The organism is Brucella sp. NBRC 12950 (genome assembly GCF_030268145.1).
Lineage (GTDB): Bacteria > Pseudomonadota > Alphaproteobacteria > Rhizobiales > Rhizobiaceae > Brucella.
The window spans coordinates 184,235-207,039 of the sequence record NZ_BSQC01000009.1; the positions used below are offsets into that span (position 1 = coordinate 184,235).

Consider the following 22,805-nt stretch of genomic DNA (forward strand, 5'->3'; position numbering starts at 1 on the left):
TTCCATCATGGATTCGGGGGGCAGAACGGGAAAGCGGTTGAGCCGATGCTAGCCGGGCTTTAGTGCAGCCACAAGTTCTGTCGAAACGGTGCTCACGATACTTGATCCACGTGAGTCTCGGGGGAGTTCGGAACAATGGTCGACAAGATGCTGGCTACACTTTCCAATAGAGACATTGACCCATGCCATCGTTCTCAATGACTGCGGCCACTCACTTTCCGATGAAGCCGATATTGTGGAGCATATCACCAGGATGGTTGCAGGATATCTTGGTACAGCACAACTGCCTATCCGCACTATTCTGCAAGAAGCAGCATAATCTCAAAGTTTGGAGGCCGGCGCTTTGGCAATCTCACACAAGCCGCCCGCAACGGCATTCCCTGTCCGAGTTTATGCAGCAGTCGCAGCATAAATCCGTCAATCACGCAGCGCACTACTACAATTATGCTGAATGCAAATCAGGAAAAGCGGCAAGGCTGATCGTATGAGTTGATCGGTAGTCGACGCAGTTCAGCAATCCCGTTTTCCTTTCGCTGGAATTTGGGGATGTGCCTCAGTTTCTGCTGGCCGTCCACGTTTGCCAATTGTCGAGCTTAGACTTAAACAGCTTAAACAATAGCTGGAGCGCAACTTGAAAATTATTGCCGTTGATTTTGAAACCGCAAATGAACAGCGGGGAAGCGCCTGCTCAGTGGGCTTGGCATGGATTGAAAACGGCCGCGTTATGCGTGTCGTCGAACGATTGATCCGCCCCAAAGAGATGCGCTTTTCTTCTTTTAACATCGCCATTCATGGCATTAGACCGGAACATGTCGAAGATGCGGCTGAATTTCCTGAAGTTATGAATGAGTTTGCCGATGATTTCTGCGGCGCAACAATGATTGCGCATAACGCTTCATTTGATTTCAGTGTCTGGCGTGCGTGTCTTGATCAATACCGACAGAGCTATCCCGCGCTTCAATATCTTTGCTCGGTCAAAATGGCGCAAAAGGTCTGGCCCGATTTGTCGTCACATAAATTAAATGTACTGGCCAGTTATTTGGGATTGAGCTTCAAACATCATAATGCTGCCGAAGATGCCACCATTTGTGCAGAGGCTTCAATTGCCATGGCCAAGGCGCTGCGTGTTACAACTTTGCTCGACGTTCCTGCTCACATCGGTATGAAACCTGGCCGACTATTTGCCGGAGGCTATGAGGCATGCACATGCCGAAAACGGTAAAATCGCTTACGAAACTACTGACTAGTTACGTCACAAATACCCATTTTCGGTCGTTTCGAGCGCTCCTGTAATGAAAACAAGAAGACTAATCAGGCAGATAATTTCAGGTGATGTGGTATGATAAAGCCGCATGAATTTCTGGACACCAGCCGATGTCCCTAGACTGGTGAGATGCAATGGTAATCGGGCTATCTGCTGTGCCTATTCTCTCCGCTAGAAACAATGGGTACGACTGGAGCGTCGCCGACGCGAAACGACAATTCTCCGAGCACGACTGCGGTGGCACCCAAGCCTATGGCGAAAAGGCGTGGCGACGAGGCTCAATCCTGAAGCTATTAGGGATGCACCTAGCCCTGCAACCTGACCCAGCGTGCGCCTCGCCATGGCGTTGAGATTACCGATCAGGATATCGAAACCCTGCGCCATCTGGTCAATGAAGGCATGGGCGAAAACACCCTGCGCGCGCTGACTTCGGATCTGGCCTATCTCGAAGCCTGGTCAATGGCCGCAACCGGCAGCCCCCTCCCCTTTCCGGCACCTGAAGCCCTGCCCCTGAAATTTGTCGCTCATCATCTGCGGCGGCCAGAGCAACGCGCGGTCGATCCCGGTCACGGCATGCCGGCCGACGTGGAAGAGGAATTGCGCCAACAAGGCTTTCTGCGAGTGTCGCGGCCACATGCACCGGCAACGGTCCGTCGAGGTCTTGCCAACTGGTCGACGCTGACCCGCTGGCGCGGTCTGGAAGGATCGTTTTCATCGCCGTCCGTCAAATCGGTCATCCTGCTTGCAGTGCGTGCCATCAACCGGCCCAGAGCCCGCAAAAGCGCCAATGCCATCACCGCTGATATTCTGGGCAAATTGCTAGCGACCTGTTCTGGTGAGGATCTGACAGCGCTGCGCGATCGGGCCATCCTGATGGTGGCCTTTGCTTCCGGTGGCCGCCGCCGCAGCGAAGTAGCCAGCTTGCGGACGGAACAGCTTGTCAAACAGGTCCCTGTCACCGATGCGGACGGCTCCCCCCTCCCTTCGCTCGGCATCCATCTCGGACGCACCAAAACCAGTGGAGCCGATCACGATGAAATCGTCTATCTGACCGGCCCACCCATCGAAGCCCTCACTCGCTGGCTAGAAGTGGCAAAAATCGACAAGGGCAGCGTGTTTCGAAAAGTCGATCGCTGCGGTAATGTTTCGGCGCGTGCGCTTGAACCCAGCGCCGTCAACCGGATCGTCAAACAGCGGGCGCAAATGGCCGGGCTTGATGGCAAGGAATTCTCGGCCCACGGCCTCCGTTCCGGTTATCTCACCGAAGCGGCCAATCGTGGCATTCCACTCCCTGAAGCCGTGGAACAATCGCGCCATCGCTCTGTGCAACAGGCGTCCGAGTATTACAACAATGCCAAACGGCGTAGTGGACGGGCGTCGCGGCTCTTGTAATGAGAAACTAATCATCATTCACGCCTCAACAGCTTCTCATCTACTTAATAGAAGACACTCCTCTGTGAGATTATATTGCAAATGCCATGTAGTCTGTTGGCAATATAGCTGTTCCTGATTTATAAAACTGCAACGTAGTGACTGACTGCGCATCAGGGGGCAGTAATGGGGCAGAATTTTTCGAAAACCGGTTCTTCGCACGCGGAGTTTTCTCGACAGAAAAGGCATTTATTATGGCTTTCTTCCGTCGCCCTCACAGCTTCAATCAGTTTGCCGCTTGCAAGCCAGGCGGAAACTTGGGTCACAGGTCCTGGACTCTGGTCAGAGTCGACTCGATGGCAGGAAACCACTGTGCCCAACGCGCCGGGGGCAGTCGCAACCTTCAACGCAATGGAAGGTGTCAGTTTCAATGTTAATCTTGGCGGACAGCAAGCCACCGTTGGGGAGCTCAATATTCTGGGAGACGTGTATGGCGGATATTTTTTCAATAATGGTACACTGACATTTTCGGACGCCGACGGGCGTGCGTTCGTGAATGTCGTCGCCCACAATCAAACGCATGTACCGGATTTCGGTTACGGCAACTCCGTCAGCGTCGAACTGGCATCAGATACCGTTTTTAATACGATAGGCACGTCTGCAACGCTGCATTTCGGCTCCGGAGCTGCAATTTCAGGACCCGGGGCCTTGATAAAGCAGGGTTTGGGAACACTGACATTGTCGGGGAGCAATATTTACACCGGCGGAACGACGATTTCAGCTGGTACTTTGATTGCCGATCATCAAGATGGCGGTAATGTCATTGACGCGATGGGTACTGGACTGATCACGCTCAACGGTGGCCGTCTGCATTCTTCCGCCAGCAGCTCTACGCTCAACGATTACCTAATTGTTGCTCGCACAACGAGCACAATCAGCGCGGCAACTGACACTGCGCTCTGGTTGAACGGTGGCGGTGGCCAGTATTTTTCCCTTCAAGGCGACGTGGTAATTGGAGCCTCCGACGGTGCTGGAACCGTCGTCATGGACGTCATCGGCACGCCTACAAGCTCCGATGCGACCATAACGGTTTCATATGGACGCCTTGTAAACGGCAACAGTTCGCTGGGAAATATTACGGCCGTCGCCGGTGCAACACGCGTGGCGTCAGGCGCAACGCTGGATATGTCCACTTATGGTGGCACAATTCGCAACTTGCAGGATGCGACGCCAGGCATTGGCGGCACGGTGTCGTGGGCGAGCAGTTCTCTGTACGTGTATGGTGGTAGTTTCTCAGGCCAGTTCGACATTTCGCAGGGCGGCAATCTCGTCAAAAGAAGTACAGACACTCTTCTTCTCAACGGCGACAACTATAATTTCAGTGGCACGACGACAGTTGCGGAAGGCAAACTGATTGTCGGCGACGCGAACAACAGCGGCGCTGCACTTGGCGGGTCCATCAATGTTCTATCCGGAGCTACTCTTGGCGGTTACGGCTCCGTCGGGGAAACGACAGTTCAGTCAGGTGGTATCTTGTCGCCGGGCAATTCCATCGGCATCCTGACTGTCGATGGCAATCTGACGCTCGCACCCGGCTCAACGCTTGAAGTCGAAATTTCTGCAAGTGGTCCCTCAAATCGCCGTTCTGATATCGTGGGTGTCACAGGCATGACCACGATTTCTGGCGGCATGCTTTCCGTTTCTGCCATAGATCCCAAAACGAGTTATCAAAGCGGGCAAAGCTATACCATTCTGCACGCTGACGGCGGTCTCAGCGGGACTTTTGATAATGTTGTCTCAAAATCAGCCTTTCTCAATCTGTCCGTAAATTATATGGCGAACGATATTCTTCTGAATATCGCGATCAAAGAAGATCCAGTGGTACCGGTCGATCCTGAAACGCCAACGCCCGGTACACCTGTTGACCCGGAAACCCCTGAACCTGAAAAGCCCTCCCCTGCCCTCTTCACGACTGTGGCCCAGACCCGCAATCAATATGCGACGGCCGGAGGACTGGATAGTCTGCAGCAGACGGGTTCGTCGCTTGCGCTCTATAACAGCGTGCTGATGCTGTCGGCCGATGAGGCGCGTGCAGCCTTCGACAGCCTTTCCGGCGAGGCTTACGCTTCCGCGAAAGGCGTACTGATCAACGACAGCCAGTTTATTCGCAATGCAGCCCTTGGTCGTCTGCAGCAGGCGTTTGGCGGCGCTCCGGCAACGCCGATTAATGCGCTGTCCTATGCCGGCTCGCAAAGGCATGTATCGGCTTCCGCCTCGGCCATCGATGCCGCAGCTCCGGCCAGCATTGCTCCTGCTCAAAATCTCTATACCGCCTGGGGCTATGCATATGGCGCATGGACGAGACAGGATAGCAATAGCAAGGCAGGATCGGTAGAATCCTCTGTTGGCGGGTTTGTCACCGGTATCGACGGTACTGTCCTCGACACATGGCGTCTCGGACTTCTGGCCGGCTACAGCCATTCCAGCTTCGATGCGGATGATCGCGCCTCGTCGGGCAGCAGCGATAATCATACACTCGGCGCCTATGCAGGAAAGGAATGGACGCTCAATAATGGACATGCCTTGGCATTCCGGTCCGGTCTTGCCTATACATGGCATAATATCGACATGAACCGTTCTGTCGCCTTCACCGCCTTGGCCGATAATCTGAGCGGCGATTATGATGCGGGAACTTTCCAGGTCTTTGGCGAACTTGGCTATAAGCTCCACTATGGCAAAGCCCTGTTCGAGCCTTATGCGGGTCTTGCCTATGTTCGCCTAAAGACCGACGGACTTGATGAAAAGGGCCAGACAGCCGCCGCCCTTTCGGTTCAGTCCGACACGACGGACACGAGCTTCTCGACGCTCGGGCTTCGCGCATCGACAGAGTTTGCTCTGGGCAGCATCACGGCAACAGCGCGGACGGATCTTGGCTGGCGACATGCCTATGGTGATATCACACCGGTTTCCACCGCAAGCTTTATCGGTTCGGATGCCTTCACGGTCTTCGGGCTTCCAATCGCTGAAGATGCAGCTCTCATCGGCGCAGGACTTGATTTCAAGCTGACAGAAGATGCCACACTCGGCATCTCCTATGACGGTCAGTTTGCGTCCGGCTCCAAACAAAACGGGTTCAACGCCAAGCTCAGTGTCAGCTTCTGATGCCCGAAACGGTCGGTCCGGTTTCGGTTGTCGCCCATGAGATTGCTGACACTGCGAACCTGCCATCTATGACCGCTTCCGACTCCATTGTGGTCGTTCGAGGAATTCGGACCGTTTTCCAGAAGCTGCGGTTCAAGGGAGCTAGAAGCTGACTGAGTGTTTTGAGATGAAAGACGGGGCTAGCAGTCGCCGGCCCGAACAATAAGGGCCTTCGCTAGACCTGATCCGTCTGTTCTTGCTCAAGTGAAATCGACGTCGTAAATGCCCCTGGAGGGAGGAATCATGCATATTGCAGTGACGGGGACGCATGGTAGTGGCAAGACGACATTTATCGACGACTTCACAGCCGTTCATCGCGCTTATGAAAGCGTGCCCGAGCCCTATTGGCTTCTTGAGCAGCAAGGCGTCCCATTTGCCAATGGAGCTACGACAGCTGATCTTGAAAAGCAGCTTGCCGAAAGCTGTAAGCTGATCTTGGGTCATGCTGGTGGCCGGGACGTGATCTTCGACCGCTGTCCACTCGACTTTCTCGCCTATCTGGAGGTGGTCAGCGCTGGTGAGGGCTTTGAGTGGCTTCCGAGTGGCCGTGAACTGGCCAATGTCAGCAAAGCGCTCGCCATGCTCGATGCTGTAGTTTTTGTCCCGCTCTCATCTCCCGATGAGATCCCGGTCGAAATCGAACTTCCTCGATTGCGGAGTCGTGTGGACAGGCGCCTCAAGACCATGCTGCGCGAAGATGATCTGGGGCTATTGCACAACGGGCCACGTATTCTCGAGGTGGTGGGATCCCGGGCCCAACGTGTGGTGATGGCTGGATCGCTTTTTAGACCGACATAGACACTCACACGTCCGGTTCGGAAGTTTTCTCGCCAAAAGCCGCCATTCCGCTTCCCACCCCTACGCGGACGTTGAAAGCATAATCTGTGGAACGACTGCTCTTGGGTAGCGCGGTATGCTAGGTGAATGTCTGCAATTGGGCGAAAGTAGCCGATGGGCCTCCGCCTTAGAGTTCTACAAAATTTACGCTCCGTTCTTGACTATTCGTCAGAACTCACAGACGGCTGCCATCTGGAACCGCTTACGCGTTGTTGGCAATCGAGGTCCGGAAAGCACACGATTTTATCGGTTATCGAATGTGGTTGATTTGAAGCCGCAAATCGGTAAATGTCCGGGCAAAGAGCAGCTGTTTAAACGGACGAAAAAGACGCGCGAAAACCTATTCAGAGCGATGCGTTTGCCGGTGACGGGCACTGCGAGCGAGCGCGACAAAACGTTGCCGGATCTCAGCAAACAGCGCCGGTGGTACCGGACCGTAATAGCCTGTTTCACCATCGACCGGACGCAGATCCGGTCCCGGCCATGCAAAGCGATTGCTTTCACTCAGCACGATCCAAGAGCGCTCCTCGTCCAGACCAAGACGGCGCTTGGTAGCGGCGGGAATTTCGATCGCTTCGTCAGCCCGTTGCGGTGGCGTATGGGTAACCGGCAAAACTCTGACGACTGGAGATCCGTCTTCCAGCGTTGTCGTGATAGCCATAACCAGTACAGGGCGATCCTTGTCGCCCTCCTCCCGTCCCTGTTCGAACTGCCAGTGTCACAAATAGGAGTATCTGAAGATCCAACCGACCTTGGGCCACTTGGAATCATGCTATTTTTCGTTAAGTTCGCGATCGAGATGCTCAAGCCCCGCTTCCATCGAGGCAGCTTCAACAGCCGAGAGATCATCGTCGGTCAGCGTAGCGGTTAATTCCACGCGGCGCTCGCGCCGCATTAGACGCAGATAGTCCTCGTAGGCGAGCAGAACGGTACGTGGACGACCGTTCTTGGTAATGATAATCGGATCGCGCACAGCGGCGTCCTGGTAGGCGCCAAAATTCTTGGAAACAGTTGCTGCTGTTACTGTGGATGTCATGATTGACCTCCGTTTTCCGTAATATACGGAATTTCCGCAAGTTTTGAATCAGGAAGCTTGACGCAATGACAAAACTGCACCCCATGTCTTTGAATGTTCAGAGCCGTGCAGAACAGCTGGACACGATCCCAGCCCTCCTGCCTATAAACCGGCGCAACAGGCTCGCCAGGCTATTGACCGATCAGGATATCGAAACCCTGCGCCATCTGGTCAATGAAGGCATGGGCGAAAACACGCTGCGCGCACTGACTTCGGATCTGGCCTATCTCGAAGCCTGGTCGATGGCTGCAACCGGCAGCCCCCTCCCCTTCCCGGCACCTGAAGCCCTGCTCCTGAAATTTGTCGCCCATCATCTGTGGCGGCCAGAGCAACGCGAGATCGAACCCGGTCACGGCATGCCGGCCGACGTGGAAGATGAACTACGCCAACAAGGCTTTCTGCGTGTATCCGGGCCGCATGCACCGGCAACGGTCCGTCGTCGTCTCGCCAACTGGTCGACGCTGACCCGCTGGCGCGGTCTGGGAGGATCGTTTTCATCGCAGTCCGTCAAATCGGCAATCCGCCTCGCGGTGCGCGCCATCAACCGGCCGCGCAAACCGCAAGAGCGCCAATGCCATTACCGGCGATATTCTGAGCAAGTTGCTCGCGACCTGTTCCGGCGAGGATCTGACCGTTTTCGCGACCGAGCTATCCTGATGGTGGCCTTTGCCTCGGGCGGGCGCAGGCGCAGGGAAGTCGCCAGCTTGCGTGTAGAACAGCTTGTCAAACAGGTGCCTGTCACTGACGAAGATGGCTCCTCCCCCCTCTCTTGGCATCCATCTCGGTCGCACCGAAACCAGTGGTGCCGATCACGATGAAACAGTCATCTGACCGGCCGACCCGTCGAAGCCCTTAACCGCTGGCTGGAAGCGGCAAAGATCGAAAATGGCAGTGTGTTTCGCAAAATCGATCGTTGGGGCAATGTTTCTCTACGAGCGCTCGAACCCAGCGCCATCAACAGGATCGTCAAGCAGCGTGCGCAAATGGCAGGGCTTAAGCCGGAGGAGTTTTCCGCTCATGGTTTGCGCTCCGGTTATCTCACGGAAGCGGCCAATCGCGGCATTCCCCTTCCGGAAGCCATGGAACAATCGCGCCATCGCTCCGTGCAGCAGGCATCCGATTACTATAACGATGCCAAGCGGCGCAGCGGACGGGCATCGCGACTGCTTTGAGGCCCTTAGCGAACGGTTGGGAGTTTGATTTCGTTCAATCTGGAAAGCCCCGAATTGACCATCAGATATTCATCTAGCTGCGGATCTTCCATATATCGAATTTGTTCGTCCAAAATGTCGTAGTCCTCTCCAATTTCTTCTCGCAAAAGCGCTGGTAATCTGTCCACATTCGCGTTGAAACGATCACAGAGGGTCTGAGACCACAGGCTTGGATCAAGCGGATACATTGGGTTGAGATAACCGGAGTGTTCGAAATCCAGTTGATCACGCAAAGTTTGAGCCGTTTCAGAAAGTTCTACGCGGGCAGGTTTTCGCACTCGACTGTCAAGATCAAAGGATGCCCCATCGACAGGCCCCACGTCGAGCCTATCACGTGTTGCAGCATCACCTGTCCATAGACAGCCTCTTGCACCATAATCAAAGAAGAACCTGAGTACCCTTTTCGCCATGACATGGTCATAGCAGCTTCGGGAACGTCGGGAAATGGAAGCTTCCCTGACTGTCGGTGAGGAAACCCCAAGTAATCAGTCCGGTTTCAGTTACCGCCCAAAAGATCGCCAGCGTGGCGCATGATTGGCATCGAGGGTTGTTTCCGACCCCATTTCAGCCGTTAGTGAGGCCGGACCTCCTCCTTGGAAGCGGACGTTGAATCCATAATCGTTTCAATCCAAGCACCGTGTGGGTCGGTCCACGCCGTAGGTTGATTATTCACCGAAAGCAGGAAGGCACCTTTCGATGGAGCATCTGCGGAGGCGAAGCCAAAATGCGATATGACGCTCGGTGCCTCGTTGCAGATCCAGATGTCTGACAGCACAGAGACTAGGTTGGCAAACCTCATGCGGTCTTCGTTGCTTGGGACGTAGGCGAGAACGGCGGTATGGAAGACGACCAGCGTGGCGTCTTGCGGCGCTTGACTGCACAGAGCTTCGAACTCCGGTCCCAGGAGATCACCCTGTACGATCGTCGGCCTCTCCTCTGCCACGATACCTAGTGCCAAACGAAGCCGGTTGCGGCGCTCTTCCTGTTCGGGCCAGATAAGCGTCTCGAGCCATGCGGCCTCCTCTGGGTCACCAGCGTCCAGGGGATTTAAATCGAGACCAGCCCGCCAAACGATCTGCGGAAGCGTGTCAGGTATCTGGATATTTGCGGCAGCCGTGCATGGGAACACGGGATGAGGTTTAGCCTCCGTCAAGGGCCTGAGGCTCCGTGAGGGGTACTCGTATCCGTATCGATCCGGAAAGAGGCAAAGCCCAGCGGACGCTCCGACCTCCAAAAGCGCTAGAGGCTGAGGCAGACTGGCCAACACTGGCAGGAGCACAGCGCACCGTCCCGGTTCGTTTGTTTGCGTCGAGCGCTCCAGCATGATGGAGCGAACCGCATCGAAGCGATCCACTAAAACTTGCCTGAACTCGCTGTAGTTCGCCGGGACACCAAAAAGGTGGCGGTAGGCGGCGAGAAGTAGGTTGGGCTGCTGCTTTGGTTGAGGCAGGGTTGCAATCAAGCTGAGAACTTCTGCGTCGTTCGATACGCTCATTGTGAGGTGCTCATATAACGGAGACCGTCCGCTCGCCTCACGGACTGCAAATCGATGGTAGCGGGCAGACAACTCACCCCGATCCATGTCGATAGTCATGCTAAACTCCTCCGTGCCGCTGGCTGCCAACGAAGAGCAGCTGTATAGCAGCCAATTTTGCAAAACGGACAGTCAACCTTCCACACCTACGCGGACGTTGAAAGCATAATCTCTGGAACAACTGCTCTTGGGTAGCGCGGATATGCTAAGTGAATGTCTGCAATTGGGCGGAAGCAGCCGATGGGGTTCCGCCTTAGAGTTCCACAAAATTTACGCTCCGTTCTTGACTACGCGTTAGATCTCTCAGTGGGCCGCCGTCTGGAACAGCATGCGTGTTGTTGGCGATCGTGGTTTGGAAGGTACAGTATTATTGGTTATCGAATGTTAGATGGCCAAGGCGTTGATCAACCCGGAAAATACCGCTACAACAGCCCTGAAAGAGCCTATAAATGGCGACACACCGCCACCCGATCAACACCCGGAGATCTGGCGATGACTGTAACCGTGACAGTCGCTGAAGCCAAAACCCATCTTTCAGACTTGCTGGCGCGGATCGAAGCCGGCGAAGAGGTGATCATTTCGCGTGGCAACACACCCATCGCGCGCTTGGTGGCGCTTGATGAACGGCGTCAGCGGCTGGCCGCGATTGAAGCTGTACGTGCGTTTCGGGCCCAGGCGCAACCTGTCACGCAGGAAGAAATTCGCTCGTGGATTGAAGAAGGGCGCCGTTACTGATGGCCTTTATTGTCGACGCATCAGTAGCCGGTGCGTGGCTGCTGCCTGATGAAGATCATCCGTTCGCCGCACAGATGATGAACCAACTGGCCGATGAAGACGCGGTTGCCCCGGAACTTCTACAGCATGAAATCCGCACTATTCTACTGATCGCCGAAAAGCGCGGTCGGATTGCTGAGGACATGGTGTACACAGCACTAACGCGTTTTCGTGCCTTGCCATTGCGTCTGATAACGCGCAGCGAGGATTCTGAGGTCATTCGGGTCGCTCGACGCCATCAGCTCAGCGCTTACGATGCTGCTTATCTGGCGCTCGCACTGACCGAAACCCTGCCGCTGGCCACGCTGGATCGCAAACTGGCCGCCGCTGCCCACGCGGAAAAGGCAATTGTTCTGGGTCCGTTCGCCCATGGTCACTGACAGCGTTCAATCCAGAACACTATTGCGCGCCGAAACACTCGACACGATTGCCGCTGTCTTGCCGCTGAACCGCCGCGACATGCTCGCCAGGCTATTGACCGATCAGGATATCGAAACCCTGCCCCACCTGGTCAATGAAGGCATGGGCGAAAACACCCTGCGCGCGCTGACTTCGGATCTGGCCTATCTCGAAGCCTGGTCGATGGCTGCAACCGGCAGCCCCCTCCCCTTTCCGGCACCTGAAGCCCTGCTCCTGAAATTTGTCGCCCATCATCTGTGGCGGCCAGAGCAACGCGAGATCGATCCCGATCACGGTATGCCGTCCAATGTAGAAGATGAACTACGCCAACAAAGCTTTCTGCGCGTGTCGGGACCGCATGCACCGGCAACGGTCCGTCGTCGTCTTGCCAACTGGTCGACGCTGACCCGCTGGCGCGGTCTGGAAGGATCGTTTTCATCGCCGTCCGTCAAATCGGCAATCCGCCTCGCGGTGCGCGCCATCAACCGGCCGCGCAACCGCAAGAGCGCCAATGCAATTACCGGCGAGGATCTGACCGCTTTGCGCGACCGAGCTATCCTGATTGTGGCCTTTGCCTCGGGCGGGCGCAGGCGCAGCGAAGTCGCCGGCTTGCGCATAGAACAGCTTGTCAAACAGGTGCTGCGGACAAAAGCAAATCTGAAAGCTCCTGCAGATAACAAGCCTCCCGTTTAAAGTACTATTTTTGCTCAGAAATAAGCAAAAATACCAAGTTTCAGTGATTGTTAGTTTTGAAGCCTATGGTCCATTCATTCTTCAGGTAATTTCATCACTTGAAGGGCGGGGGCAAAATTGGGACGCCGTATCTGTATTTCCGTGGTTACCCGCGACAGACCGAAGATGCTCGCGAATTTGTTTGCGTCTTTTAGTGAGTTAATCCATCCGTCCTCCGATATTGTTTCCTTCCTGATCGTTGAGAATAACGACCAACGTTCATTAGACGACGTTATTGATACATTCCGCAGAGACGTTTCAGGCACCGAAGTTGCATACTTCCACGAAGGAACACCCGGCATTTCCGCAGTGAGGAATGCCGCGCTGAACTACGCTGCCGATAAAGGGTATGACTTTCTGGTCTTTGTCGATGATGATGAATGGGTTGCAGAAGATTGGCTGGTCAAATTACTGGCGGAGCGGGACCGATTGGATCTGGATATCATTGGTTCACCTGTCCGACCTGTCCCATTTGAACCCAACCTCACGCTTATGCAAAAAGTGGTGTGGTCGGGATTAAAACAGAGCAGTTTGAAGTCGGAGCAGAAATGCAAGTCGAGGTCCAATTCGGGACAAGGGCATACGATCAAGATTGCGACAGGAAGCTGGATGGGGCGCCTGAGTTTCTTCAGAGAAACAGGCCTTAGTTTCGATCAAAGATATAATCTGTCGGGCGGAGAAGATTGGCACTTATGGGCAAAGGCCAAGAGCCTTGGTGCTAAAACCGGCTGGGCCAGCGATGCGATCGTTTACGAAGCAGTTCCGACAACCCGACTTACACTGTCTTATCATTTCCGCCGCAACCGTGACCATAACATTACTGAGTTCTCGGCACGTTACAGAGAGAACCCACAGAAGGCCCTGAGAGGTTTTCCGTTGAAATTGGCCAGTCGTGGGCTCAAATTTTTCGGAGCAGTGTGCGCCATCCCCTTCTCGGGTGGACGGGGCCTTGTTTCATCTGCAACGGCTTTGGGTGGTTTAATTGGTCTGCTACAGGGATCTGTCGGAACAACCGCTAACCATTACGCCAAAACAACCGGATATTGAAATAGTGCTATGAGTTCATGCTGATCAGCAGCGATGCTGCAGATACTCTGCATTCTTGTTTGATTGGAAGCGATGCAGATGATCCGAAGTTGCCTTCCAGCTTTTTCATTAGTTTTTCTTGTCCGATTTTACTTTACTATCACTTGAACCATCTTCCATCAGTTCGCCACGACAATCGCTATCAACCCCGATTTGTTGCATCAACGAAGCAACAGCCGCTTCCAACTGCGGGTCGGCATCCATACTGAAGCTGTTCGGATCAAATGGCACAACAATATCCGGTGTAATAATCTCGTTCTCGTATTTGCGACCATCGACATGGCGATAAGGCAGGACCGGAAAACTATATTGCAAACCCGGAAGAACATTGCTGTCCACTTTAGTGACAGATGTGCCCGTATTAAGAACGACATCACCCACAAGCTGACCGATTTTCTGATCCTGATAAGCTTGTGGGAAAATGGATCCGTCAGAATAGCTAAAACTATCGATCAAGACAGCGCTTGGCCACAACCATACATTATCCGGTCCAAACTCATGCGCACGTCCATCCACACCATAACTGAAAGCAAGTTTTCCGCTTAACAAGGTGAGCAGTTGTCGCGACAGATTACCACCAGTATTGGAACGCACATCAATCAATGCTGCTTTGGCCAGTCCGCGCTGTGATGACAACGTACCAATGAGCGACAGATAATTATCATTATTCATCGCATCGAGATATTGATAAGCAACACACTGACGCGACAACTGCCCCACCATCGCCCGACGCTTATCACTCAGATGCCTGCTGGATAAAATCAACTCATCACGCCAGCTAATCGGCGTTACCTCAATAAGACGTTCCTTGCCAGTTTTATCGTCAGCAACTCCGACGACGACCTGCCGGCCAGAATTAACATCAAGCAAACGCGCCACACCTCCTGCCTCGGGTATGGGCTGTCCATTAATGGAGGTAATAATGTTGCCTGGACCAATGCTGAAACTCTGCCGATCCATCGGACCACCAGGCAGAATTGCAGCAATCTTTTGTCCGACTCCGGTATAAGTGTCATCCCAGTAAACACCGAGCGCATCATTTTGAGTGCCCACACCAACAAGTGCTGGGTTTATCCCTGTTATTGCTGTAAACAAATGGGATGCTGATAGTTCACCGAACATTGAGGCCAGCAACCTCTCAAGATCGCGACGACCGGCAATAGAAGGTAGATAGGCGCGGTATTGAGCTCCGATTTTTTCCCAGTCCCGGTTTTCATGGGCAGCATCATAATATCGGTCGTTGACATCTACCCAAGCCTGTTCAAAAGCTGCAATCAAGGCTGCATCCTCATCACGGGTAAACAGGATATTAAGTGGTATTTCTAACCTCTCAGCAGGGTTGCTAGCAGAAACACGAACAATCTGGTTCGGCATTTTAATATCAACGGTCTGCAACGCCTCATTATAACGGATAAATTGCACATGTTCGGGGTCTGCGAGCGGAATGATTGCGACCTCCTTCAACTCGCCATTTTCAAGACTGAGCAAATTCACAGACAAATGCTGATCAGCCTTCATAATCGCGAGCAGATTTTTCCCATCCGGTGCGGTTGTCAATATTTCTGGATTCAGTAGATTGGCCGTCAGACGCCCCTCGAGGAGACTGCTCCGCTGACGATCGGGCATATAGCGAGCAATTTTCTGCTCATCGCTGTTGGTATTGGAGGAACTGTTCAGGGAGGCCAAATAATCCTGTCGCGCCTGAGAAGACAAAAAAATTCTGTACAAGGCGAAATTGGAGCTCGCATTAAAATTGTCGGCACTGCGGGCCGTATAGAGTGTCGTGTAACCAATCAGTTGTGTACCGTCAGCGCTCCAGAAACCGCCATAAAAATTGGGAACCATTGCGAGTAGTGGCTGAAGAGGTGCACTGCCATCAGCTGATACAATTGCCACTCTGTTTAGTACAGACCCGTCAACGGAGCGCCAGGGCACAAGCAAATCTTTCGATGTCGGCGACCAGCTGAATTCACCGCCTTTGTCAAAATAATCGGAATTATAATCAGTTTCTCGATATAAAGTCGTAATCTGGCCATTGGCTAAGTCCAGGACCTTAACTTCTCGGCGGTCTGCCCAAAATGCTAGTTTGCTGCCATCGGGAGAGAATTTCGGATCAAGCAGATTGTTTTTATCTGAAACTATGAGAGGTATTTCCTGATGGGACAATCCCATCTTGCCACTTTGCTGATCTTCAGTCAGATCAATCCCATAAATGCCCCATTTATGATTGCGCAGCGCCGCATAGACCAGCCATTTACCGTCGGGTGAAAATGCGATGTCCCGTTCTTCACCTGCAGTATTGGTTATTTGGCGGTAATTTCCTTCAATATCGACCAGAAAGACGTCTGTATTGGCAATCAAAGCGAAGTATCTGCCATCCGACGATGATCGAAAATCCTGACTGGATACAGCTTTGTAATTGGGAAGATGGTTCATACCCTGCTCAAGTGTGGTGATATCCACGACTTGCGGCTTGTCACGGCCTGCGTCCAGTATATAGACCTGCCCATTAAAGGCGAAGGCAATGGTACCATCGTCAGCAACCGACAGATTGCGCACCGGTGCTCCTTCAAGATGGGTCAGCTGTATTTCCTGACCAGACTTCAGATCAAGCTTCCAGACATTCAACCAACCGGACGCTTCGGAAAGATAATAAAGCCATTCACCGTCTATACTCCAATGCGGATCACGGCGGTCAATGCCGTCAGCCTCAAAGAGGCGATTGTATTTACCTGTCGCCGGATCATAAGACCACAATTGTCGGGCATTCGCCGCAACACGATGTTGGCGCTCTTCCGGATCAGCCGAAGGGTCATAGCTGTAGACAAGTTTTGTCTGATCCTTATTCCAGCTTGCCTCATGTGCAGCGTTTGGAAGCAACAAGCGTTCACGGCCACTTTTTGTATCGACAGCGTATATCTGAGGTTGCCAGCTCAACGCAGCCTGTACGCTGCGTCTTGGATCTCCCAACCTGACCGCAGTAAACAACACCGTCTTGCCATCAGGCGAAAAACTCGTCGGTATTTCCTTTACAGACGAATATGTCATTCGCCGCAGTTTTCCCGAGAAATCGGCAAGATAGACATCGTCATCGCCATTTACATCAGACGCAAAGGCAAGACGTTTTGAATCCGGAGCCCATACCACGCTGTGACTATATGCGCCGGCAGGAGATACAGGGATCGATAAGCCGCCATCATGATCTGTAAGAAAAACTTGCCCACGATGCGTAAAGGCGATCAGCGTACCATCTGGCGATAGCGCAGGATTTTGTATCCAGCGCGCCGGTTCTCCGTCAAAATCAGCCAAAGCCGGACTAATAGCAATGCTAAAAATGGTGAGAAATGCCGAGACGAAAGCCAGCCCGCGAATACCCATCGTTACCCCGTTAGAATTTCGTGCATAAACTGACGTTTACACCGCTTTGCAAAACACCAAAACAGAGCTGCCCCTGATAAGAGATGTGAAAAAGGGCGGCATTTCTAAGTCTAAGATCGAAGCCACCGCCCGGTAGCCTTCTTTAGCATGGCAAGCCATTGAACATATCAATACGCCATTGGAGTAATATTCGGCGTCTGCAAGATTTGAAGGGACCCGCGGCAAGTTCTGCGCAAAAAGTAAAATTTGGCGTCATTAGGGCCGTTTATATTAGCAAGAATTGCAGACCGGATTTGATTTAATCCATATCAACGCACCCCAAAAAGACCGGCAAGTCTAACTTGCACTGCACCCGCGACACCGGCAAGTATTTAATATTATTGAAGCAGAATACAAAATCACTGAAATTGGTGATAATCGCGTCTGGAAAAGATCGAAGACCTGAAGAGCCGATCTCGTGCTTCACCCAGGATAATCGACGGCACGACCATAATCCTGGGTGTGTCCACCGAGCGGCGCGCTGAAACAATTAACACAATTTCCGTAGCACTGCCGATGAACAAATGCGATATGCTGGCAAGGATATTGACAGACCAAGATGTCGAGACACTCCGTCATCTGGTCAATCAAGACATGGGTTAAGGCACGCTGCGCGCACTGACCTCGGATTTGGCCAATCTCGAAGCCTGGGCGTTATCCGCGACCAGCAGTCCCCGCCCTTTCCTCCGCTCGAAGTACTCTTACTGAAATTCTTGGCGCATCATCTCTAGCTGTCAGAACAGCGCGCTCAATTTGCAGGGTCGGTACCGAGGCAGTTTCCTTCGCATGGCTACCGCGAGCACTTGGGTTTCACGCAAGGTTGTCACTGATGAAAGCGTAGCCTGTATGGCTTGATAGTAGCCATAAAGCACGACCCAAAAAGCGCTCTCGAACCTACTTCACTTGACCTAATCTTTCGTGATATTTTTTTCCAGCTGCTTGTCTGTCACTGAAAAAGACTAATTAATCCGTCAGAAAGCGCTCCTCGCCATATGATGTAGTCATGGCCACCTGAATATTCTTGATAGCTCGTCGGAACTCCCTTTGCCTGCAAAACATCGCGCAGATGCCTGTTTGTGTCCAGTATCGACATCGTACCTCCGCTATGGCCTGTTTCAAACAGACCAGCAGAGATATATACCCGTAGGGGCAGCCTCTTGGCATTTGCACTTTGGTAAGCGACATACTCATTCCGGTCACGCGGCGTGCCTTCAGGACTCCACCAGAACGAACCAGACATGCTAAGAACATTGCCAAAAATATTAGGATGGGCAAGCGCAACTGTCATGGACGCCAATCCACCATAACTTGAACCTGCCAGAACAGTTCGCTCTGCGCGATGTTTTATTTGTGTCCTTCTGAGCACCTCCGTCAAAAGGTCTTCGGCCATGAAATCCGCGAAATCGCTATTTCCCGGCAGCTCCTTTGCACGCGTATTGCTATAGGGATTAGCTACAAAAACTGCAACCACTTGCGGGATAAGTTTCTCAGCAATCATATTGTCGAGAATAAGCGGCGTCGGCACTTTAGTTTGATACTCAGCGCCGTCGAAAACGAATAGCAAAATTGTGTCATCGCGACTGGCATCAAAATTAGCCGGACGATAGATTGTAACTCTGCGGCGATTTCCAAGCCGCGCGCTTTCAAAGTCAAAGTTTTCCAAGGTGCCCTTAGGATTACTCTGCCGCTTGATGAAATGTTGTTGCGGGCTGCTTTCCGTTTCAAATACAGAATCCTGATTAAATGCATCGGGTGCATCGGCGGGAGTTGGATGAAGGTTAAACGGATCTGCCTTGGCTGTCGCAAGGATTGCAACACGTTTCTCACGCGTTGTTCCAGGTATTACCGGCACATCAACCGCGATTTGATAAGACAGTCGCGTATCAGCCGGAACCATGAAGCTTTTGAACCACACATCAGAAACACCCAGTCGCTCCATTTCTTCATGTTCGCCGGTTGGTGCGCCAAAGATCCGCGCATTGTTGTGCGCGCCTCGAACCAGAAATGTCATAATTTTCTGACCATCATCTCCATCTTCAAACAGCGGTGTACCGCTGTTCTTGATGTCCCGCCAGAACGTCTCAGTTGAGCTGCCTTCTGACAAGTCACCAGCAAGTTTTTTCAATGCCGGGCTGATCAGAACTTGGGTCTCATTGCGTACTTGCTGTCCAATTTCATGAGCAGGAAACTTCTTCTCCATAGACAGGCCGAAATCACCCGCCGTCAAAACAGACAATTTGAAACGAACTCCCTCCTCCGCAACAAACCGAAAAACCCGTTCGCCGGTCGCTTGCGACGCGAGGCGCCTTACATGATGCCCCTTTTGATCCAGCAGGCTGAGATCATAAATCCCCTTCTCGGAATTCATGCTTACGACAACATAATCTCCAACCTTCGCGTCGATTGGCAGCTCTTTCACTATCCCAGCCTCGAGGTGTGTCTCCGCTAACAATACATTCTGTGAAGCTTTCGCGGTTGTTATGACCGAAGTGATGACCATAATCATCGCCAAGATAGAGATAAAAGGCTGTTGCGATATCAAGACTACCAAGCCTTCTTTAGAGTTGCTGTGAGACTGCGACCTTCACCGTAGAAACACGCATAGGCATTCGCACAGGAAGCCACATAGTTTTTGTCGCCAAGGTTCTTCGCGTTTATTTGCAAGGAGAGGCCATCAAGCTCAGTTTTCAGAGCTCCAAAATCGTAGCTAACCATGGCATCGACCAGCGCCACAGATGGCACTTCAAAACTATTGGCATTGTTACCCCAACTCTTGCCGATATAACGGACACCAGCACCAAGCTTCAGACCTTCAAGTTGCGTACCGACAAAGTCATAGGTCCCCCACAAAGCGGCCTGATGCTCCGGGATACGTGCAGGGGTCATATTCACTTCACTCGCCGTAACTGACTCTTCGATTTTTGACCGCGTGTACGCATAGCTTGCAATCAGTGACAGGTTAGCCATGACATTGCCGCGCGCCGAGAGCTCGATACCGTGATTGTGTATCTTGCCAATTTGCGAATAGACAGTTTGACCAAGCGTACTATCCCAAGCACCACTCACAACATCATTTTGCTTGAGATCATAATACGCCGCGGTCAGCAAAATGCTGCTACCTTCGGGTGCATATTTGACGCCCACTTCCAGCTGACTAGCCGTCGTCGGATCAAAAGCTGGCTGCCCTGCCAATGGAGAGTAAAGAGCCGGATCAAAGGACGTTGAATAGCTAATGTAAGGCGCAAACCCATTATCGAATGCATAAAGAGCGCCAAGACGCCAGGTAAGTGCCTTATCATCATACGACTGGTCATTGCCATTCAGCCGGTCGTCAATTTCAGTGCTCGCCCAATCGTAACGCAACCCAGCCAGAATATTAAGTCCGCCGATTTGCAACTGATCCTGAAGGTAAATGCCTGTCTGGCGCGCCGTGAGATGTTCTAGACTATTTGTAACAAGCTCAACAGAATCGTAATCGAACCCACCATATTGGGGATCAGTGAGCGAGATCGATGGTACAGATGCTCTGCCCCAACGATAGTCACGGACACGATATCTAACATCTACACCGGCGAGCATAGTATGTTCGAATTCCCCAGTATCAAATTCTGCCTGAAACTGGCTATCAGATGTAAACTGTTTCCATTTGTCCGTTCCACCCGAGGCTGCTCGAGTAATCGTTGTCGCGTATCCAGTCACGGGATCAGCAGTAGCTGAGCCCCAGATAAGCGAACGATGAGACATGTTCATCTCATAATATCTGGCCTTTTGGCGGAAGGTGAACGTGTCATTCAATGTCTGTTCCAGCTCTGCCCCAATCCATGCCTGCTCGCGGCTGAAGTGTTCGTAATTTGGATCAGACACGAAGAAATCACGTGGCACATAGCCATAGCCTTCGATCGGCGTCAAAGTGCCAGCAGCGTCTAGGAAGTTGCGGAATCCTGCGTGCGGCTCGTTCTGATAGCCGCCCAAAACCGTAAGTTTTGTATCTGCATCCGGCGACCACGTAAGCGAAGGGGCAATCGCATATCCACGTTTCTTGGCATAGTCTTCTTGCAGGTCCGTCCTTAGCCCTGTAGCTACGATACGATAAGATAAAGTATCACTTCCGGGGACTTTATCGCTAATATCAATCGAGGCGCTGACATGTTTATTCGTTCCAGCAGAAACTTCGATCTCGCGCAATGGTCCGTCTGTTGGCTTCTTCGAAACCATATTGAGAATTCCGCCGGGATTGGCCTGGCCATAGAGAACGGAAGACGGGCCGGAAATCAATTCAACGCGTTCGAGCAAATACGGGTTGATCTGCGCATAAGAAAGCTCACCCGAAAGGAACATGCCATCGAGGTAGCGCGGAATATAATAGAACCCACGCGCAAAGACTTCGTCTCTTAAATTAGAAGCACCGCGGTATTCGGTGAATACACCCGGTGTATAACGCAAGGCCTCGGCAACCGATTGCACGCTTTGGTCCTGCATCTGATCCTTTGTCACCACCGCAATAGACTGCGGTGTGCGCTGGATGGGAGTGTCTGTTTTTGTCGCCGTCAGACTTTGGCGCGCCACATATCCCTGGACCGGGCCGTCCCCCCTTTCCCCGCCTCGACCATTCACTTCAATGACGTTTAACTTGATCGCCTCAGCATTTTCCTCTGCGTAAGCTTTTCCAAGCTCTCCTGGCTGCAAAGTCGCGAAAATTGCGGTACTTGCGGCTGTCAGCAAGATAAGCCGAACTTGACGAAGAGGAAGAATGTAAGGGCGCAAAACGAGCAACATCGACAACTCCTGCTGCGATGCCAATTGTACGCAGCTTAAACTTGATTGACGTACTCATCTATATGACTAGAATTAAGCGTGTCGATGAAAATCACTTCGTCAAAAACGGCAAAAACCTACGCTAAAAAGGCGGCGTTGAGAGCGCATCGCCAAAAGTGTGAACCGGTTTTGAGACCAAGATGCGCGTTAAAACAGCGATTTAGTGCGCCGAGACCAGAACGCTATGAACACAAGACCGAATATACCACAGCAAATTTTCGTTGGAGCAACACAGGGGACGCCTAGTTGCACGCCAGATTCCAATATTTACGAGGTTTGGCCGAAGCTCCTGGTAATGGTCCTCCTAAACGGCTCACAACATTTCGAGATGGATGGCGTACGGTTTGATATATCAGCGGGAGATGGTGAAACTGCGACGCCTATCGTCTTTATGCTCAATGTAGCTGACTTCTGCTCGTTGCGGTTTTTCAATGAAAGCTCTGTTCCATTAAACAAGGTCCAGATATCAGTTCCGCGGCCCTGGATCGAAACACTCCTCAACACAAACCCAGAAGAGATGCCAAAGCTAAAGCATTTCTTGGATGGACATCTCAATACGTTTGAATTCACACCGGGTGAAAAAATCACTCAGGCAGTTGCACAAATGCTCAATCCTCCGCCGTCAGTCGAGAGAGAGTTACAGAGCCTGCACCGCCGGTCACTGGGAATGGATATACTTTATACGGCCTGTGCAAACTTAATTGCTGAGACGGGCCGCGGTTTTGAAGAAAAGCCCTCACAGAATATCGGAAAAAGGCGCCAAGCAGAGAATATTCGCCATCATATCCTCGGTAGTATCAGTCAAGAATTGACCATCGCCGGCATTGCTCGTGCATTGCATTCAAATGCCTCTACTATTCAACGCACGTTTAAAGACCACTATGGCATGACGGTGTTTCACTTCATCCGCAATGAAAGATTAGAACGCGCGCGCTCCGCGCTTGAAACGCAAGGCATGTCCGTTTCTCAAGCCGCCTATATGTGCGGATATGAAAATCCCGCTAGTTTTGCGACCGCGTTCAGGAAATTATACGGGATCACACCGAAACAGTTGAAGTCCGGCTTTGTCGGATGAAACAAAGTGCATTG

The 22,805-nt window shown here is 52.4% G+C and carries 14 protein-coding genes and 4 pseudogenes; 11 read left to right on the plus strand and 7 right to left on the minus strand.

Going from position 1 to position 22,805, the window contains the following annotated elements; translation table 11 throughout:
• Window positions 1–631 precede the first annotated feature (631 nt).
• From QSJ70_RS16460 to QSJ70_RS16475, 4 genes and pseudogenes are all read left to right on the plus strand, one after another.
• Window positions 632–1,222 (plus strand): 3'-5' exonuclease, encoded by a 591-nt coding sequence (locus QSJ70_RS16460; protein WP_285537919.1) that lies wholly within the window; start codon window positions 632–634, stop codon window positions 1,220–1,222.
• A gap of 393 nt (window positions 1,223–1,615) precedes the next feature.
• Window positions 1,616–2,656, plus strand: a pseudogene (locus QSJ70_RS16465) (site-specific integrase); the annotation flags it as partial.
• 351 nt (window positions 2,657–3,007) lie between these two features.
• Complete coding sequence (locus tag QSJ70_RS16470; protein ID WP_285537921.1) at window positions 3,008–5,797, plus strand: autotransporter outer membrane beta-barrel domain-containing protein; 2,790 nt, start codon at window positions 3,008–3,010, stop codon at window positions 5,795–5,797.
• A gap of 282 nt (window positions 5,798–6,079) precedes the next feature.
• A complete protein-coding gene (locus QSJ70_RS16475) occupies window positions 6,080–6,634 on the plus strand; it encodes an AAA family ATPase (protein ID WP_285537922.1) in 555 nt (184 codons plus the stop codon).
• Window positions 6,635–7,013: 379 nt separating this feature from the next.
• Here QSJ70_RS16475 and QSJ70_RS16480 read toward each other — a convergent pair whose 3' ends face one another.
• On the minus strand, window positions 7,014–7,340 hold the full coding sequence (locus QSJ70_RS16480) for a plasmid maintenance toxin (PemK-like) (protein ID WP_285538042.1): 327 nt from the start codon (window positions 7,338–7,340) through the stop codon (window positions 7,014–7,016).
• Window positions 7,341–7,445: 105 nt separating this feature from the next.
• Window positions 7,446–7,709, minus strand: a complete 264-nt coding sequence (locus tag QSJ70_RS16485) for a type II toxin-antitoxin system Phd/YefM family antitoxin (RefSeq protein WP_285537924.1) — start codon at window positions 7,707–7,709, stop codon at window positions 7,446–7,448.
• An 83-nt stretch (window positions 7,710–7,792) separates the two neighbouring features.
• On the opposite strand from QSJ70_RS16485, the pseudogene QSJ70_RS16490 reads away from it, so the two are divergent.
• A pseudogene (locus QSJ70_RS16490) lies at window positions 7,793–8,920 on the plus strand (site-specific integrase).
• A 5-nt stretch (window positions 8,921–8,925) separates the two neighbouring features.
• Here the strand turns inward: QSJ70_RS16490 and QSJ70_RS16495 are convergent.
• Together QSJ70_RS16495 and QSJ70_RS16500 are read right to left on the minus strand one after the other, a co-directional pair.
• Complete coding sequence (locus QSJ70_RS16495; RefSeq protein WP_285537926.1) at window positions 8,926–9,369, minus strand: hypothetical protein; 444 nt, start codon at window positions 9,367–9,369, stop codon at window positions 8,926–8,928.
• A 161-nt stretch (window positions 9,370–9,530) separates the two neighbouring features.
• Entirely contained in the window at window positions 9,531–10,553 is a 1,023-nt protein-coding gene (locus QSJ70_RS16500) for a DUF2332 domain-containing protein (RefSeq protein WP_285537927.1), read from the minus strand.
• 432 nt (window positions 10,554–10,985) lie between these two features.
• Between QSJ70_RS16500 and QSJ70_RS16505 the strand changes: the two genes are divergently transcribed.
• The 4 genes and pseudogenes from QSJ70_RS16505 (at window position 10,986) to QSJ70_RS16520 (ending at window position 13,445) form a co-directional block, all read left to right on the plus strand.
• Window positions 10,986–11,228, plus strand: coding sequence for a type II toxin-antitoxin system Phd/YefM family antitoxin (locus tag QSJ70_RS16505; RefSeq protein ID WP_285537929.1), 243 nt, complete (start codon window positions 10,986–10,988; stop codon window positions 11,226–11,228).
• A complete protein-coding gene (locus QSJ70_RS16510) occupies window positions 11,228–11,647 on the plus strand; it encodes a type II toxin-antitoxin system VapC family toxin (protein WP_285537931.1) in 420 nt (139 codons plus the stop codon). Before QSJ70_RS16505 ends, QSJ70_RS16510 begins: the two co-directional genes overlap by 1 nt.
• A pseudogene (locus QSJ70_RS16515) lies at window positions 11,637–12,293 on the plus strand (integrase); the annotation flags it as partial. The gene QSJ70_RS16510 and the pseudogene QSJ70_RS16515, both read left to right, overlap by 11 nt.
• Before the next feature lie 183 nt (window positions 12,294–12,476).
• On the plus strand, window positions 12,477–13,445 hold the full coding sequence (locus QSJ70_RS16520; RefSeq protein ID WP_285537933.1) for a glycosyltransferase family 2 protein: 969 nt from the start codon (window positions 12,477–12,479) through the stop codon (window positions 13,443–13,445).
• 108 nt (window positions 13,446–13,553) lie between these two features.
• On the opposite strand, the gene QSJ70_RS16525 is transcribed toward QSJ70_RS16520, so the two are convergent.
• Window positions 13,554–16,862, minus strand: coding sequence for a S41 family peptidase (locus tag QSJ70_RS16525; RefSeq protein ID WP_285537935.1), 3,309 nt, complete (start codon window positions 16,860–16,862; stop codon window positions 13,554–13,556).
• Between the two features lie 555 nt (window positions 16,863–17,417).
• On the opposite strand from QSJ70_RS16525, the pseudogene QSJ70_RS16530 reads away from it, so the two are divergent.
• A pseudogene (locus QSJ70_RS16530) lies at window positions 17,418–17,629 on the plus strand (integrase); the annotation flags it as partial.
• 218 nt (window positions 17,630–17,847) lie between these two features.
• Here the strand turns inward: QSJ70_RS16530 and QSJ70_RS16535 are convergent.
• Complete coding sequence (locus QSJ70_RS16535) at window positions 17,848–19,320, minus strand: alpha/beta hydrolase-fold protein (RefSeq protein WP_285537937.1); 1,473 nt, start codon at window positions 19,318–19,320, stop codon at window positions 17,848–17,850.
• Between the two features lie 125 nt (window positions 19,321–19,445).
• A complete protein-coding gene (locus tag QSJ70_RS16540) occupies window positions 19,446–21,677 on the minus strand; it encodes a TonB-dependent siderophore receptor (RefSeq protein ID WP_285537939.1) in 2,232 nt (743 codons plus the stop codon).
• A 223-nt stretch (window positions 21,678–21,900) separates the two neighbouring features.
• Between QSJ70_RS16540 and QSJ70_RS16545 the strand changes: the two genes are divergently transcribed.
• Window positions 21,901–22,791: an AraC family transcriptional regulator gene (locus QSJ70_RS16545; protein ID WP_502871690.1), complete on the plus strand. Its 891-nt coding sequence runs from the start codon at window positions 21,901–21,903 to the stop codon at window positions 22,789–22,791.
• Window positions 22,792–22,805 lie beyond the last annotated feature (14 nt).